15 protein-coding genes are annotated in these 15938 nt (G+C 65.7%); 5 read left to right on the top strand and 10 right to left on the bottom strand.

The window, feature by feature from the left end:
• Positions 1–142: 142 nt before the first annotated feature.
• From J0X27_RS05815 to J0X27_RS05785, 7 genes are all read right to left on the bottom strand, one after another.
• Positions 143–583 (bottom strand): hypothetical protein, encoded by a 441-nt coding sequence (locus tag J0X27_RS05815; protein ID WP_207271456.1) that lies wholly within the window; start codon positions 581–583, stop codon positions 143–145.
• 316 nt (positions 584–899) lie between these two features.
• Positions 900–2384, bottom strand: coding sequence for a sulfatase family protein (locus tag J0X27_RS05810; RefSeq protein WP_207271455.1), 1485 nt, complete (start codon positions 2382–2384; stop codon positions 900–902).
• Between the two features lie 349 nt (positions 2385–2733).
• Positions 2734–3267: a DoxX family protein gene (locus J0X27_RS05805; protein ID WP_207271454.1), complete on the bottom strand. Its 534-nt coding sequence runs from the start codon at positions 3265–3267 to the stop codon at positions 2734–2736.
• A 132-nt stretch (positions 3268–3399) separates the two neighbouring features.
• On the bottom strand, positions 3400–4698 hold the full coding sequence (gene hisS, locus J0X27_RS05800; RefSeq protein WP_097378075.1) for a histidine--tRNA ligase: 1299 nt from the start codon (positions 4696–4698) through the stop codon (positions 3400–3402).
• 80 nt (positions 4699–4778) lie between these two features.
• Entirely contained in the window at positions 4779–5369 is a 591-nt protein-coding gene (locus J0X27_RS05795) for a DUF7411 family protein (RefSeq protein ID WP_097378076.1), read from the bottom strand.
• Positions 5369–5719 carry a DNA-binding protein gene (locus tag J0X27_RS05790; RefSeq protein WP_207271453.1) on the bottom strand — a complete coding sequence of 117 codons (351 nt, stop codon included), beginning with the start codon at positions 5717–5719 and terminating at the stop codon, positions 5369–5371. The genes J0X27_RS05795 and J0X27_RS05790 overlap by 1 nt, the downstream gene beginning before the upstream one ends.
• Positions 5720–5816: 97 nt before the next feature.
• Positions 5817–6272, bottom strand: a complete 456-nt coding sequence (locus J0X27_RS05785; protein ID WP_207271452.1) for a 30S ribosomal protein S19e — start codon at positions 6270–6272, stop codon at positions 5817–5819.
• A 97-nt stretch (positions 6273–6369) separates the two neighbouring features.
• Here J0X27_RS05785 and thiL point away from each other — a divergent pair, with 97 nt between their 5' ends.
• Positions 6370–7305: a thiamine-phosphate kinase gene (gene thiL / locus J0X27_RS05780; RefSeq protein ID WP_207271451.1), complete on the top strand. Its 936-nt coding sequence runs from the start codon at positions 6370–6372 to the stop codon at positions 7303–7305.
• Positions 7306–7323: 18 nt separating this feature from the next.
• Here the strand turns inward: thiL and J0X27_RS05775 are convergent, their stop codons facing one another.
• The 3 genes from J0X27_RS05775 to J0X27_RS05765 form a co-directional block, all read right to left on the bottom strand.
• Positions 7324–8481, bottom strand: coding sequence for a site-2 protease family protein (locus J0X27_RS05775; protein ID WP_207271450.1), 1158 nt, complete (start codon positions 8479–8481; stop codon positions 7324–7326).
• Positions 8482–8708: 227 nt separating this feature from the next.
• Entirely contained in the window at positions 8709–8948 is a 240-nt protein-coding gene (locus tag J0X27_RS05770) for a DUF7123 family protein (RefSeq protein WP_097378080.1), read from the bottom strand.
• A 256-nt stretch (positions 8949–9204) separates the two neighbouring features.
• Entirely contained in the window at positions 9205–10038 is an 834-nt protein-coding gene (locus tag J0X27_RS05765; protein ID WP_207271449.1) for a molybdopterin synthase, read from the bottom strand.
• Positions 10039–10266: 228 nt separating this feature from the next.
• On the opposite strand from J0X27_RS05765, the gene J0X27_RS05760 reads away from it, so the two are divergent.
• The 4 genes from J0X27_RS05760 to J0X27_RS05745 all read left to right on the top strand — a co-directional run bounded on the left by J0X27_RS05760 (position 10267) and on the right by J0X27_RS05745 (position 15882).
• A complete protein-coding gene (locus J0X27_RS05760) occupies positions 10267–11367 on the top strand; it encodes a CapA family protein (RefSeq protein WP_207271448.1) in 1101 nt (366 codons plus the stop codon).
• 122 nt (positions 11368–11489) lie between these two features.
• The gene (gene pyrH / locus J0X27_RS05755) at positions 11490–12215 is read left to right on the top strand and encodes a UMP kinase (protein WP_097378083.1); all 726 of its coding nucleotides are present in this window, start codon (positions 11490–11492) and stop codon (positions 12213–12215) included.
• Positions 12212–13912 carry a lysine--tRNA ligase gene (lysS, locus tag J0X27_RS05750; RefSeq protein WP_207271447.1) on the top strand — a complete coding sequence of 567 codons (1701 nt, stop codon included), beginning with the start codon at positions 12212–12214 and terminating at the stop codon, positions 13910–13912. The genes pyrH and lysS overlap by 4 nt, the downstream gene beginning before the upstream one ends.
• A gap of 125 nt (positions 13913–14037) precedes the next feature.
• Positions 14038–15882, top strand: a complete 1845-nt coding sequence (locus J0X27_RS05745) for a site-2 protease family protein (RefSeq protein WP_207271446.1) — start codon at positions 14038–14040, stop codon at positions 15880–15882.
• Positions 15883–15938: the final 56 nt, after the last annotated feature.

Below are 15938 nucleotides of genomic sequence, written 5' to 3'. Positions count from 1 at the left end.
ACGATTCCCGGGAACCGTCACTCGAGGGTTGGCGCTAGTCGAATGTCATTCTTTCGCAGGTCGTGAGTAACAGTCACGACGAAGTGACAGTCTCGCCGGAGCGCGATCGTCGTCGTTCGGATACCGTACGCTGCGGTCGATATTACTCGTCGCCGGCGTCCTCGAGTTCGTCGGCCTTCTGCCTCGCCTCGGCTGCCTGTTGCCGAAACTCCTCGATCCGTTGGCTGAGCTTCTTGCCGGCGGTGTACGTGAACTCGTCGGGCATCATCCCGTACTCGATGTCGAGGGTGATCATCGTGTCACAGCCCTCGACGATCTCCGGTGCCCAACTGCCCTGTGCCAGTTTCGACTCGTCCGTGACGACGGCCTCGCCGTCCTCGACGTCGATGAACGCGCTCACGATGTTCCAGATGTTCGGGTTGCTCGAGCTGACCTCGTCGAACAGGCCCTCGAGGCGCGACCCTTTGAGCTCCGCTTCGCGGAGTTCTTCGAGGAGGTCCTCGAGGGCGTCGGCGATCTCCTCGTACTCGGTGGCGTCCTCGCGGAGGGCGGCCGGCGAGTCGTCCGAATCGGTCCCCGTCATCGGGTCTCCCCCGTTTCGTCGGTATCGGCGATCATAGCGGAGGGTAGCCGCTTCGGGACCGTAAACGTACGCTTCCGTTCCGGAATCGGATCGCGGAGTCGTCTCCTCCGAGAACGCCACCGAGCGCTCTGCTATCGTTCAGACGACGCCAACAGCGACGCTGTGCTCTCGTGGCGGCATGGAGGCCACGCCCTCCCCAACCGATTCACTCGCTCCCGTCGGTCGCTCGCTCATCCCTCGCGCGATGTCATCGACCGTCCTCGTTCGCACTCGGCCGGCCGACAGCACGCGCCACCGCCCGATGAGGACGGGATAGCTACGAGGCGTTCTCGAGGACGCCACTCACCCAGACCCGGTTCGGGTCGTCCGTCTCGTGCATCCACTCGATCAGCCGCTCGCGCAGTGCGCTCCGGGTGTCCTCGTATTCGGGGTGGTCGATCAGATTGTGCAGTTCGTCGGGATCGGCCGCGAGGTCGTAGAGTTCGTCGATATCCGGCCCGTTGTAGACGTACTTGTAGCGATCGGTCCGGACCATCCGCTGGCTGTAGAGTCCGAACTCGTCGCCGTGATACTGTGCGAACGACGAATCCGCCCAGTCGACGCCGTCGGGTGGGTCGCCGCCGTTCTCGAGTATGGGAACCAGACTCCGCGAATCGAAGCTGTCGGGCGCGGGAACGTCGGCGATCTCGAGGAACGTCGCCGCCAGGTCGTGCAGGTGAACGGGGGCTTCGCTGGTCGCACCCGGGTCGGCCACGCCTGGCCAGCGGACCTGCAGCGGGATGTGGTAGGTGTCGTCGTACATCAGCGGTCCCTTGTTGAACTGGCGGTGGCTCCCGGCGAAGTCGCCGTGGTCCGAGGCGTGGACGACGACTGTCTGCTCGGCCAGTCCGTGCTCCTCGAGCGCGTCGAGGATCCGATCGAACTGGTGGTCGATCATCGTGATAAAGCCCCAGTACTTCGCGAGCGCTTCGGCCCAGATGTCCCAGTCGAAGTCGCTGACGCCGCGATAGGCGAGGTAGTTCTCGTGGACCCGCGGTTTCCCGTCGTAGGTCTCCGCGTAGCTCGCGGGCGGCTCGATTTCGTCGGGATCGTACATCGAGGCGTAGGGTTCCGGGACGACGTAGGGGTGGTGAGGGCCGTAGAAATCCGTTCGGTGGAAGAAGGGGCCGTCACGGTCGCCGTCGGCGTGGGACTCGATCGCGTCGATCGTCCGCTCGGCGAGGAAGTACGCGCGCGTCTCCGCGACGTCGACGGCCGTCTTCGCGGCGACGAACGTCCCCTCGTCGCCGTCTCTGGGCTCCTCGCCGGTGTAGATCTCCTCCTCGAGGGTCGCCTCGTCGACGGGCGTGCCCCGCTCCCTGCGGTACTCGCGGAACGCCTCGTCGATGTCGTCGTGGTGCGTGTCGCTCCCGCCGAGATACGAGAAGCCGAAGTCGGCCGGCGTCCGATCGCGACCGGCGTGCCACTTGCCCGTGTAGGTCAGGTCGTAGCCGGCCGCGACGAGTTCCTCCGAGAACGTCGGCAGCTCGTCGGGGATGTTCGTCCGGATCGCGTCGGGCTCGTGGCAGTTGTTCAACATCCCGTGCCCGTGGGGAAACTGCCCGGTCAGCAGCGACGCGCGAGCGCTCGAGCAGATGCTGATCGGCGTGAACGCCCGCTCGAAGCGGATCCCCTCGCTCGAGAGTCGGTCCATCGTCGGGGTCTCGACGGGCGGCCCGTCGGGTGCGCTGGGGTCGTATCGCTCCTGATCGGTGAGTACGAACAGGACGTTCGGGCGGGTGTCGGCGTCAGCGTCGGCCATCGGACGTGGTACATCACCGCCGTAGTTAATGATTGGACCTGCACTCGGCCCGACGTACGAGTAGACAACTAAGCCATCACTGTCTGAACCCCGTCGTTCATTAGAAGGCCTTCGACGGGCCACTCGTGTTGAGCGCGTACTGTGGAGCGTGTGAGTGGCAGTACCGGGCCGATGGGGACGACACTGGCGACTGCAGCCGTGCGATTCGATCACTTCGTCGAGACCGGTCACTCGCCGATCGAACGACGCGATGCGGCCGAGGCGTTCGTCACCGACGACCGGTTCGACCCGGTCGACGCGACCGAGAGTGGTCGTGATCCCCCGAAAAAGCAGTCCGGGCCGGAAGGCCTCAGCCGAGGAGATAGCGCAGCCACGGTCGCCGTTGCACGAACTCCAGTTGCTCGAGGGAGGCGTCGACGCCGAGGATGCGGCCCGCGGCGAAGACGCCGATGATCACGAACATGAGGAGTCCGAGGAGGTCCCCGTTGACGTAGCCGTGTGCCCAGTCGGCGTTGCCCAGGTAGAACAACGTCATGAGCACGCCGCCGAAGAAGGCGGCCAGGCGCACGAGCGCCCCGAGGATGAGTCCCAGTCCGATCAGGAACTCACCGAGGGGAATCACGACGTTGGTGAACTCGAGCAGCCAGGGCGTCCCGGCCACGACCTCGAAGAGGCCGGCGATGGGCGAGGAAGCGTTCTGCAGGTAGCCCCCCGCGTTGAACGGCTCCCCTGCGACGAACGCGAACTTGGTCCATCCCGAGTGGAGGAACCAGTAGCCGACGAGCAGCCGCACCGCCACCAGCAGGTAGCCGGCGACCGAATCGGCGTACTCGAACTCTTCCCGCCTGCCGAACCACTGAACGGTGGCTTTCGTTGTAGACATTGGTCGTCACCTCACGACTGAGGATTGGCACTCTCGGGCGTTAATACCCCCTTTAATTCCTGTCTATCGGGAACCTAATCGGATTACCCCCACGCGATAGAGGGTGTTTAAATAGACGGGCGAACGCGTTCGCTACGCGAGATCGTCGAACGTCGGCCGCTCGAGATCGCCGGGGAACTCGTCGACCGGAACCTGCGTCTGGTCGCCCGACGCCATGTCCTTGATCGTGACCTCGTCGTTCGCGAGGTCCTGTTCGCCGACGATGACCACGGTCTCGGCGTTGATCGAATCGGCGTAATCGAGTTGCGCGCCGAAGGAACGACCCGCGATGTCGGTCTCGACGACGTGGCCCTGCTCGCGCAGTTCCCCGACGATCCGGGCCGCCTCCGACCGCGTGTCGCCGATCTGCAGGACGTAGTAGTCCGTCGTTACTTCTTCCTCGGGCCAGACGCCCGCCCGCTGCAACAACAACGACAGCGTCGCGTGGCCCGGCGCGACGCCGACCGCGGGCGTCGGCTGGCCACCGAAGCTCTCGATGAGGTCGTCGTAGCGGCCACCGCCGAAGATCGACCGTGAAACCTCGCCCGCCGAGTCGAAACACTCGAAGACCACGCCCGTGTAGTAGTCCAGTCCACGGGCCGTCTCCAGCGAGACGGTACAGTACTCGCGAGCGCCGAAGTCCTCGGCGGCGGCGAGCACGTTCTGGAGGTTGTCGACGGCAGCGGTGACGCGCTCGGTGTCGGCGAACGCCTCTACCTCGTCGAGATCGCCGCCCGCGATGAGGTCGTCGAACTCGGCGGCCTGCTCGGCCGACAGGCCGGCGTCGATCAGTAAATCGTGATACTCGACCTGCGAGAGCTTGTCGGATTTGTCGACCGCGCGAATCGCCGCCTCGGTGTCGACGTCGGTGTCGTAGCTCTCCAGGACCCCCCCGAGGATGTCCCGGTGGGAGACCCGGAATTCGAAGTGCTCGCCGGTGAGGCCGAGGCCGGTCATCGCGTCGGCCGCCCACGCGAGGATCTCGGCGTCGGCTTCGGGTGCCGACGAGCCGAAGATGTCGACGTTGGTCTGGTAGAACTCCCGATACCGGCCCTGCTGGACCTGCTCGTAGCGCCAGAACGGTCGCGTCGACACCCACTTGATCGGCTTCGAGAGCTCCTGTTGTTTCGCGACGACCATCCGGGCGACCGTCGGCGTCAGTTCGGGGGTCAACGTCACGTGGCGACCGCTCTGGTCCTCGAAGGAGTAGAGCTCGTCGACGATGTCGTCGCCGCTCTTGTCGGTCCACATCTCGGCACGCTCCAGCGCCGGCGTCCCGATCTCGCGGAACCCGTACTCGCGGGCGGTGTCCTCCAGAACGTCGATGGTCGCTCGTCTGGCGGCCATCTCGCCGGGATAAAAGTCACGAAAGCCCTTGATCCGGTCGTACATGGGAACCCGTTCGGCGACGGCGGCCTTTTATCCTTCCGTTCGGCGGCGGTCGGCGATCGCCTGCCTCGAGCAGCGATCGGTCAACGGACGTTCGTGACGTACGTCTGATCGTGGTCGGGAAAACACTCCTCGATCGCCGCCGGTCCCGCTTCCTCGGCGAGGAGCGTCCGGAGCTCTGCCTCGTAATCCGCTCTGTCGATGTCCTCGCTTGGGCCAACTGTCACGTCCAGTCGCGCGTCGACGAGCCGGTCGACGGCCGACCGGCCAAAGCCCGATAGCGGCGCGATGTAGTCGACGCCGTGGCGATCCTCGAGGCTCTGGGCCTGTGCTCGCGACACCGTCGGGACGCGGTCGTCGCGCCGCGTCCCGTCCCCGATGGCGTCGAACTCGCGGTCAGCGAGTCGTTCGAGGGCGTGCTGGTGGACCAGCTGAATGCCGTTTCGCGGAAAGCCGTCGTCCCGAATCCGACCGACTGCCTCGCCGGCGACGTCGGGATCGCACTCGAGGCGTTCGAAATCGAAGCCGGCGGCGCGGGCCGTTTCGCGGGCGTGTTTCCAGTCGTCGCTGATCCCGAAATGGGCCGTCAGCAACGTGACATCGTAGAACTCCTCGAGCAAGAGCGCGGCGAGCGTCGAGTCTTTGCCGCCGCTGTAGAGCAGTCCGAGCTCCATTACCGGCGCTGGATGTCGAAGCTCTGCGAGTCCGGCTTGAGCTCCTTGAGGAGCTGTTTCATCTTCTCGTCGTCGATCTTGCCCTGAATGCGGCCGCTGCGGGCGAGGCTGATGACCTGCCGTTCGACCTGCTCGCCGAACTGGGGCTTGCTCATCTTGACGGTGTTGAGTCGCTTGCGGGCCTCGTCGGTCAGGTGCTGTCGCAGGACCGCCTTCTTCTGGGCCTCGGCCTGCTGTTTGGCCGCCTCCTGCCCGGCCTCGCCCTGCTGGGACTCGGCGCGGTCCTGTAGCTGCTCCATTTTCTTCTGTCGGAGTTCCTCGAGTTTCTCCTCGTCCGGTGAACCACTCATAGTTATGCCGTACTTGTCCGGCACGCCGGAAAATGATTACGGACGACGGGAGCGATGGCTCTGGACGGTGAAACCGACACGAAAACGGATGCTCCGATTACGCGTATCGCTCGAGTTCCGGACGGTCGAGTTCTTCGAGGACGGTGCCGGCGGTGTCGTCGAGCAGGCTCTGGCCCTCGGCGGTGATTCGGCGACCTTCGCCCTCGGCGGTCTCGACGAGATCCTCTTCCTCGAGTTGCTGGAGGATGGTCCGGATCAGGTTCTTCGAGCCGTCGGCGCGTTTGTCGGGCGCGACCTGGTAGCGGTTGGAGCCGCCTTTCGCGCCGCCGTACTCCGTCGAGAGTCGCTCGACGCCGACCGGACCGCGGTCGGCGACCTTGCGCAGGAGACTCGCGGCGCGGGTGGCCCAGAAGTCCTCCTGTTCGGGCGGGAGTTCCTTGTCGACGCCACTCTTGGCGAACGCTCCCCACTCCGGTTCCTCGAGTCGATCCGCGAGATCGTCGGCGAGCGCCTCGATGAGGTCGTCCGCCGGAACGTCGTACATCGTAGCCATTGGCGTGTGATTCCCGTCGGCGGCATTTAAGACCATCGTATCTGTGCAGCCGCCTGTGGCCCGGACCGTTTTTCGCCCTCGAGTCGAAACGGGGGGTATGGACGAACGAGCCGCCCTGCGACTCCTGTCGGACGAACTCGAGGGGGCCGGCGACGACGCGGCCGTCGTCGATGGACTGGTCGTCACGACGGACATGCTCCACGACCGGACCGATTTTCCGGACGGAACGACCCGCTATACGGCCGGCTGGCGCGCCGTCGGTGCGTCGCTGTCGGACGTCGCGGCGATGGGTGCCGAGGCCACGGCGGCGGTCGCCGCCTACGCCGCTCCGACGTTCGATCGCGACGAACTGCTCGCGTTCGTTCGCGGTGCGAGCGACGTCTGCGAACTGGTCGATACCGAATACGTCGGCGGCGATCTCGACGGCCACGACGAGTTCACCGTGGCGACGACCGCGATCGGTCGGACCGACGACCCCGTCCCGCGAAGCGGTGCCCGTCCCGGCGACGTCGTCTGTGTTACCGGAACCCTCGGACGGAGCGCGGCGGCACTCGAGTACTTCGACCGGGCGGCCCGCGGGACCGACGACGGCGACGACGCTGACGGCGGCGACGAGGGTACCGAGTGGCTGCTCGAGCGGGCGAACGCCCTCTTTCAGTTCTGCCCCCGGATCGCAGCCGGTCGAGCGCTCGCCCCTCACGCGACCGCGATGATGGACTCGAGCGACGGACTCGCCCGCTCGATCCATCAGCTCGCCGAAGCCAGCGACTGCGGGGTCGCGATCGAATCCAATCGAATTCCGATCGACGACGCCGTCCGCGAGGTCGCCGACGGCGAGGACGAGGCGTTCGAACTCGCGACGACCTTCGGCGAGGACTTCGAACTCGTCGCGGCGCTTCCCGAGGACGCGCTCCCGGCCGTCCGCGAGGCGACTGACGTCTCGCTATCGGTGATCGGATCGGTCCGAACGGCGACGGATGGCGTAACGATGGACGGCGACGAACTCGTGGATCGGGGGTATACGCACGGATAGGCACTCCGCTGACCGATGTCAGCCGACGATCATCACGGGAATCGGCATGAAACAGAGCAAGCCGAGGCCGAAGGTGACGATCCCGAGAACGAACCGGCCCGGATCCAACCGTTCGTCCCGGATGGGCGTCGCCGGCCCCATCGACGCGAACAGCATCGTCAGCAGTCCCCAGAGGATCCAGACGAAGACGGTGTTCAGGCTGTGCTCCTGAAAGTAATAGAGGTAGCCAGCGAGCGCGAGGAGCGCGCCCGGGACGAGCGCGGCGATCGTCTCCTGGTACTCGCCGACCATCGCCCGGAGGATGTGTCCCCCGTCGAGTTGGCCGACCGGAATCAGGTTGAGGAACGTGACGAACATCCCGACCCACGCGCCGATGACGACCGGGTTCACTCCTCGCGTCGGATCGTTCCGGTACAGCGGCTGGTCGAAGCCGGCCGCGAGCAACTCGAGCAGCGGCGGATAGCCGAGTTCGATCCGAATCGCGTCGGGGTTCTGGAGTAACGCGGGGTCGACGGTCACGGGTGGCAGGTGGAGCCCGATCACGGTCACGCCGATCGTCGCGACCAGGCCCGCGAGCGGGCCGGCGACGCCGATATCGAACAGCGCCTTCCGGTCGGGCATCCGGCCTTTCATTTTGATGACCGCCCCCATCGTCCCGATCAGCGTCGGGACCGGAATGAAGTACGGCAACGAGGCGTCGACCTGGTGGTATCGACTCATGACGTAGTGGCCCATCTCGTGGACGCCGAGGACGCCGAGAATGGCCGCCGTAAACGGCCAGGCGTGGACGATCGCGGTCGGGTCGGCGAACGGATCGATCTGATACCAGAACGCCCCGGCGAACAGCGTCGAACCGACGGTCGCGATCAGCAGTACGAGATTCGTCCACGGGATCCCGTCGATGCCGACGGTCGACGGCTCCGCGACGAGCACGTACTCGCCGTGGCGCGCCTCGAGTTCGGCGTCGTAGCCGTGCTCGTGGAACGCGGGCCAGAGCTCTCGCATCACCCGTTCGGGGTGCATCAGTGGGTCGCCGTAGTATACCAACTGCTCCGCTTCCTGGCGGATCTCGTAGACTGCAAACACCGACTCGATGCGGTCGATCGGCGGCCCGTCCTCGGGCGAGTGCCCACCGTATCCCGCCGTGTCGAATCCGGACCGGTCGACATCCTCCATCATCGGTGGTTCAACATCCCATGGTATAAAACGACTGTCGTCGGCAGCGCCGGCCGTTTCTCGGGCAGCGCTGCTGCGTTGGCTCCGCTATCGTGGGTTCCGTATAAAACCGAACGTCAGCGTGGGAACGCGACGTCTCATTGCGACCATCCCGAATCGCATCGGTACTGTGCCGGCACGGATCGAGGGGGACCGGATCAACGCGGCTCGATCTCGTCGGTGAACCGTTATGCGGGGGCGACACGCCACGTGGTCGCGCTCGTGTACGACCACTTCTCGATCTCGAGGTCGCTGACCGAGTCCGAGAGCTTGACCATCAGCGCGCCGATCTCTTTTGGCGTCATTCCTACGTCGTCCGCGATGAACTTCCCTTTGAAGTACATCTCGCCGTCTTCGGCACGCTCGCGAAGGTAACTTTTCAGGCGGCGTTCCTTGCTTTCCGTGGAGGGTTGGGCTGTCGTGCTCATCGACGATTACCCCTTGGTGGGGATATCTGTTATAAAGACGGGATGATTAGCGGCATTTCGATTGTGTTCAGCTATCTGGGGGGTAATAGACCTTTTATCCTCGTTTACCTGACTATTAACAACGGCCTCAGATCCTTCGAGACGTTTTAAAACCATCTGTAACTCATTATCGCCCCTCGCTCTATCATGGTCGATAGAATCTCGTTTTCGACAACTGTTTCTCTTATTCCAGTCTCCTATCGAGTGGATGTAACAGTTATGATCGATCGTGAACCCAGAACTCGTCTTCGACCGTCACTTCCTTTTTGAACAGCGGGACCTCGTCTTTCAGCCGATTGATCCCGTCCTCGACCGTCCGGAACGCCTCCGTCCGGTGTCCCGCGAGCACGACGACGAAGACGATGTCCTCACCGTCCTCGACGACGCCCGTTCTGTGGTAGAGTTCGACGTCGAGAACCCCGTCTCGAGACTCGAGATCGGTTTCGAGGGCCGCCATTCGCTCGTCGGCGACGCCCTCGTACTTCTCGAACTCGAGATACTGGGTGGGCGCGTCGTCCTCGCTGTCTTTCGCACGGACCCGGCCGGTAAACGTCGCGATCGCGCCCGCCCGCTCGGCTCGGGGCGACCGTTTCACGCGGGCTACCAGCGACTCGAGGGTTTCGTGGGGTTCGGCCGACTCCAGGGCCGTTACGAGGGCGTCGAGATCGAGGCCCCTGGGTCCATCGACGGCCCCAAGACACGTCTCCGACTCGCTCTCGTCGGCAGTGGCTCCCACGATCACCGACGGGTACTGAAGCGTTGGCACGTTCACGACCACTGCGTACTCGCAGTCGGTTGCGAGGCTGTCGAGCGCGTCGCCGACGGACAACCCCGTCCCCGATGCGGTCCAGTCCCCGTCGACGCCGAGGTCGTAGGTAACGTCCCCACCGAGCGTCATCGACTCGCGTGCGTGTGTCCCGTCCGCGATCGTCGCGTCGTATCTGACGACGCCGACGCGTCCCCGTTCGGCGAGCCGGTCGACGATCCGATCGACGACCGACTCGAGCGCGTCGTCGTCGGCTCCCTCGTCTCGAACACCGAGTACGTGCATACCCGAGGTATGGTCGGGTCGGACTTTGTAGCTGTCGCCGCTGACAGTGATCCGGCTCGACGCGCACGCGAGAGACGACGAACTAGGTCGCCTGAACGGGGTCGAAATTCGGTCACCTCGATACGGACTCCTGTCAGTTAGTTCCGCCGTACCCACACGGGTGCGCCGACACCCAGCGACAGCAGACCGTATGAGAGTGTTTTGTCCGTCCACCACGAAGCCTCGTCTATGCCACCTCGAATCGGTTTCACGGGCGACGTCATGCTCGGCCGACTCGTCGACGACCGCCAGCGTCGCCGATCCGTCGAGGCCGTGTGGGGATCCGTCCTCGAGCGACTGCGCGGACTCGACGGACTCGTCGTCAACCTCGAGTGCGTGCTCTCGACTCGCGGGCGGGAGTGGCAACGGACCCATCGTCCGTTTCACTTCCGGGCCGATCCCGACTGGGCGATCCCCGCACTCGAGCGGGCCGGCGTCGATATCTGCGCCCTGGCGAACAATCACGTTCTCGACTACGAGGTCGTGGCCTTGCGGGACACCCTCGATGCGCTCGACGAGGCCGGAATCGCCCACGCGGGTGCCGGAGCGACGATCGACGAGGCCCTCGAGCCGGCGGTTCGAACGATCGGCGGCTCGGACAGAGGCGACGACGACCCGGACACAGACGACGAATCGAACGCGGGCGACGGCGGACTCGACGTGGTCGTCGTCTCGCTCACCGACAATACGCCGGAGTACGCGGCCGACGAGGCGTCTCCGGGGACGGCACGGATCGAAATCGACGAGTCGCGACTCGACTCGCGCAGTCGGACGCGGTCCGACGACGACGTCGACGATCCGGAAACGAAACAGCGTGTGCGCGAGACGCTCGAGCGCGCACGCGAGACGAATCCGGATCTGCTGGTCGCATCGCTTCACTGGGGTCCGAACATGGTCACCGAGCCGCCCGAGTCGTTTCGGGAGTTCGGTCGCTGGCTGGTCGACGAAGGAGTCGACGTCGTGCACGGCCACAGCGCTCACGTCTTCCAGGGAATCGAGGTCTACGAGGGCAGTCCGATCGTCTACGACGCGGGCGACTTCGTCGACGACTATCGGGCCGATCCCGAGTTGCGCAACGATCGAAGCTTCCTGTTCGTCCTCGCGGTGACGCCCGACGGCCGGCCGATCGAACTCCGACTGCACCCGACCGAGATCGACGACTGTGCAGTCTCCGAGGCGAGCCCGGACGCGGCCGCGTGGTCTCGCGACCGGATGCGCGAGCTATCGACCCCCTTCGGCACCGAGTTCGACCGGCATGGCGACGGGCTCGTCCTGTCCCTCGAGGAGTGAGCCGAAAGGCGGGTCTCGGGATCGACGGCGGACTCGCCTCGTCGGTGCTCGAGCGGTGTGTCACCACGACGCCCGGACAGTTGACAACCCTTAAGATAGCAACTCCGCTACACCGCGATAGTATGAAAGTGGTCGTCTCCATCGGCGGGAGCGTCCTCGTCCCCGAGCCCGGCGCGGATCGGGTGGCCGAGCACGCAGCCGTTATCGAAGATCTCATCGCGGAGGGGTGTCGGGTCGGAGCCGTCGTCGGCGGCGGCGGCGTCGCTCGCGAGTACATCGGGGCCGCACGGGATCTCGGAGCCAACGAGATCGAACTCGATCAGCTGGGAATCGACGTGACGCGGCTCAACGCCCGACTGCTCATCGCCGCGCTGAGCGAGGAGTCCGTGACCGCACCGGCCCTCGATTACGAGGAGGCCAGCGAGGCGCTCCGCCGTGACAACATCTGTATCATGGGTGGGGTGGCACCGGCCCAGACCACCGACGCGGTCGGGGCCGCGCTCGCGGAGTACATCGACGCCGACCTGCTGGTCTACGCGACGAGCGTCCCCGGGGTCTACAGCGCCGATCCCAACGAGGACACCGACGCGACCAAGTACGACCACCTCTCGGCCGGGGAACTGGTCGACGTCATCGCCGGCCTCGAGATGAACGCGGGGGCCTCTGCACCCGTCGATCTGCTGGCGGCGAAGATCATCGAGCGCTCGGGGATGCGGACGATCGTGCTCGACGGCACGGATCCCGATCGGATCGCCCGCGCGGTCCGGTTCGGCGATCACGAGGGAACGGATGTCGTTCCCGAGGCTGCCGGCAAGGAACCGACCTACTGGGCGAGCGACGAGCAATGAGTGCCGACGGAGACGCGGGAGACGCCCCGGAGTCGGACGCGATCAGTCCCTACACCCTCCAGCGCGAGGACGCGGGCGACGCGCGACACGCCTTCTGGGCCGATACGGTCGCGGACCGTGTCGCGGAGCGAGAGCCGGCGGAGCCGATCGTTATCAAGGGCGGTATCTCGCCCTCGGGCGTTCCCCACCTGGGTAACGTCAACGAAATCATGCGCGGCTACTACGTCGCCGAAGTGCTGCGCGACCGGGGGTACGAGGTCCGGCAGGTGTTCACCGCCGACGACCGCGACCCGCTTCGAAAGCTCCCGCGAACGCTCTGTGACCTCGAGGGGAACCTCGTCGATCTCGGCGAGGTCGACGCCGGCGCGCTCGGGCGGAACCTCGGTGCACCCTACACCGACATCCCGGACCCGTTCGGTTGTTGTGACTCCTACGGCGACCACTTCTCGACCATCATTCAGGACAGCGCCGACGCCGTCGACGTGCCGATCGACCTCGTTTCGAACACGGAACTGTACGAGTCCGGCGAGTTCGAGGCGGTGACGCGATTCGTCCTCGAGCACCGGGAGCGGGCACGCGAGGTCCTCTCGAAGTATCAGGACACGGTCGACGCCGAGGGCGACTACGTCCCCTTCAACCCGATCTGCGAGGCGTGTGGCAAGATCACCGAGACGGTGACGAGCGTCGATTTAGATGGCGAGTCGCCGACCGTCGACTACCGCTGTACCGACATGGAGGCCGGCGACCAGACCATCGAGGGCTGTGGCCACGAGGGCACCGCCACGCTGCGGGAGGGCAAACTCCCCTGGCGCTTCGAGTGGCCCGGCCAGTGGCAGCTGCTCGGCGTCGACTTCGAACCCTTCGGGAAGGACCACGCCGAAGGCTCCTGGCCCAGCGGGCAAGACGTCGCGCGCAACGTCCTCGAGATCGAGCCGCCGGTGCCGATGGTCTACGAGTGGTTCACCCTCGAGGGCGAGCCCTTTTCGTCCTCGGAGGGCAACGTCATCCTCGTCTCGGAGGTTCTCGAACTGCTCGAGCCCGAGGTCCTGCGCTATTTCTTCGCCAAGGACCCGGCGAAGGCCCGGGACTTCAGCATCGAACGGCTCGACCAGCTGGTCGACGAGTTCGACCGGCTCGAGGCGGTCTACTTCGACGAGATCGAGGCCAGCGAGGACGAGCGGGCCTTCGCCGAGCGCGTGTACCCGTTCGTGATCGACGAACCCCGCGAGGAGCGGATTCGGCTCCCCTACACGTTCGCCGCCGTGCTCGGGATGACCGACGATCCCGATCTGCGCGAGGAGATCGCCCGTCGCGAGGGACACATTCCCGACGACGCGCCCGAGTGGGCCGTCGAGGGTGCCCTCGAGCGGGTCGAGCAGGCCCGCAACTGGGCGCGCCGAACGGGCAACGAGTTCGATTACGAACTCAAGCGCACCGAGATCCCTGACCACGAGTTCGACGCGGACACCGAGGCCGCGCTCGCGGAACTGGCCGACTTCATCGAGGCGGGGCACGACCCCGAGGAGATCCAGGGCGAAATCTACGAAACTGCGAGACGCCACGACGTCGACGTCGGCGACTTCTTCGCGGCGGGCTACCGACTCTTCTTCGACGAGGACCAGGGGCCGAAGCTCGGCCCCTTCCTCGCGAAGGTCGACCGGGAGTTCGTCGTCGGGCGGCTTCGCCGGGAGCGGTGAGCAGCCGTCGGCCACGCGTCGGTCTCCCGGCGGCGTCCGAGTCGGGCGGGGTGGGGTCGAGGCCGATCGAACGGTCGGCCGAATAGACAAAAGCCATTTGAGAACGCCACCCCGAGATACTATCGATGGATTACGGCTCTCCCGCTGTCGTCTCAGTGCCCGAACTATTCGGCTCGGAACTCGTCACGTGGGTTCTGGTCGGCCTCCTTCTCTACTGGGCCGCAGTCGTCGGGCTCCGAAACGCCGGCAAACTCCCCGAGTACGTTGGTACCCAGGGTCCGATCCTCACGCTCCACACCAAACGCGGCCGGGCCCTGCTCGATCGGCTCGCGCGGCCGAAGCGCTTCTGGCGGGCGTGGTCGAACCTCGGCGTCGGCATCGCGCTGGTCGTGATGGTGAGCATGTTCGTGTTCCTGATTCGGGCGGCCATGGTCTCGCTGTCCTCGCCCCAGCTCGTGTCTTCTCCCGTCCGCCAGCCGCGCAACGTTCTCGTCATCCCCGGCGTCAACGACTTCCTCCCCCTCTCGGCGACGCCCGGAATCGTCTTCGGCCTGCTCGTCGGGCTCGTCGTCCACGAGGGTGGCCACGGACTGCTCTGTCGCGTCGAAGACATCGATATCGATTCGATGGGGATCGCCATGCTCGCTGTTCTCCCCGTCGGCGCGTTCGTCGAACCCGATCACGAGAGCAGCAAGGCGGCCTCCCGTGGCGGCCAGACGCGGATGTTCGCCGCCGGCGTGACGAACAACTTCGCGATTACGATCCTCGCGTTCGCGTTGCTCTTCGGACCGGTCGCCGGCTCGATCGCCCTCGCACCCGGTGCCGCCGTCGGCGGTGTCGCACCCGACTCACCCGCTGCCGACGCCGGTATCGAACCGAACGATCGGATTACCGCGGTCGACGGGACCGCAGTCGAGGGCAACGACGAACTCGCCGACCGGCTCGAGGCGGTCGAGGGCGAGCAGGTAACGGTCGAGATCGACGGCGAGCGGACGGTGTCCGTCGATCGATCGGTGCTCGTGACCGCGGCGATGACCGACGGGCCGACGGGCCTGTCCGTCGGCGACGAAATCCGGGCCGTCGACGGGCGGACGATCGCGACGGAACGTGGCTTCTTCGATGCCGTCGGCGACAGCGAGCGCGCAACGCTGACGATCGCACCCGCAGACGGCGGGGACGACGTCGAGCGTGAGGTGCCGATCGGCGCTGCGGTCTCGATCGCCGAGGACGGCCCGCTCGAGGGTGAAACCGGACCGACCGACGAGACCTTCGTCATCACTCGCTTCGACGGCGAACGGATCCACAGCTACGAGGCGCTCGGCTCGCTCCTCGAGAACAGCGAGCCCGACCAGCAGGTCACCGTGGCGGGCTATTTCGGCGACGAGCGCCGGAGCTACGAACTGACGCTCGATGCACATCCCCAGGCTGATACCGGCTACCTCGGCATCCGGCCGCATCCGGGGACCGCCGGCATCTCGGTCGACGACATCGGCGTCCAGCTCTATCCCGCGGAAGAATACCTGGCAGTGCTCGGCGGAGACGGCGAGTCCCGGTTCGGCGGCATCGCCGACACCTTCCTCGGCAAGATCGGCGTGGTGTTACTGCTGCCGGTCATCGGCGTCACCGGCGGCGGCATGCCGTTTAATTTCGCGGGCTTCACCGGCGGGATTCAGAACTTCTATACGACCCAGGGCGCGCTCGGCGCGTTCGGGGACGGGACCGTCTTCCTGCTGGCGAACCTGCTGTTCTGGACCGGCTGGATCAACATCCAGCTTGGCTTTTTCAACTGCGTTCCGGCGTTCCCGCTCGACGGCGGACACATCCTCCGGACGAGTACCGAGGCGATCGTCTCCCGACTCCCGATCGACGCGACCCGCGGGATGGTTCGTGTGGTGACGACGGGGATCGGCCTGACGATGCTGCTCAGTTTCGTCCTGATGTTGTTCGGGCCACAACTGCTCGCGACCTGATCGCCTCCGGAACCGATCTCCCCGCAACTCGGGGACTCGAGGCCGTCCCGGCGGCC

The sequence above is a fragment of the Natrinema longum genome, from assembly GCF_017352095.1.
GTDB lineage: Archaea > Halobacteriota > Halobacteria > Halobacteriales > Natrialbaceae > Natrinema > Natrinema longum.
The sequence above is the reverse complement of the archived record's forward strand: the minus strand, read 5'-3'. Positions and strand labels throughout refer to the sequence as shown.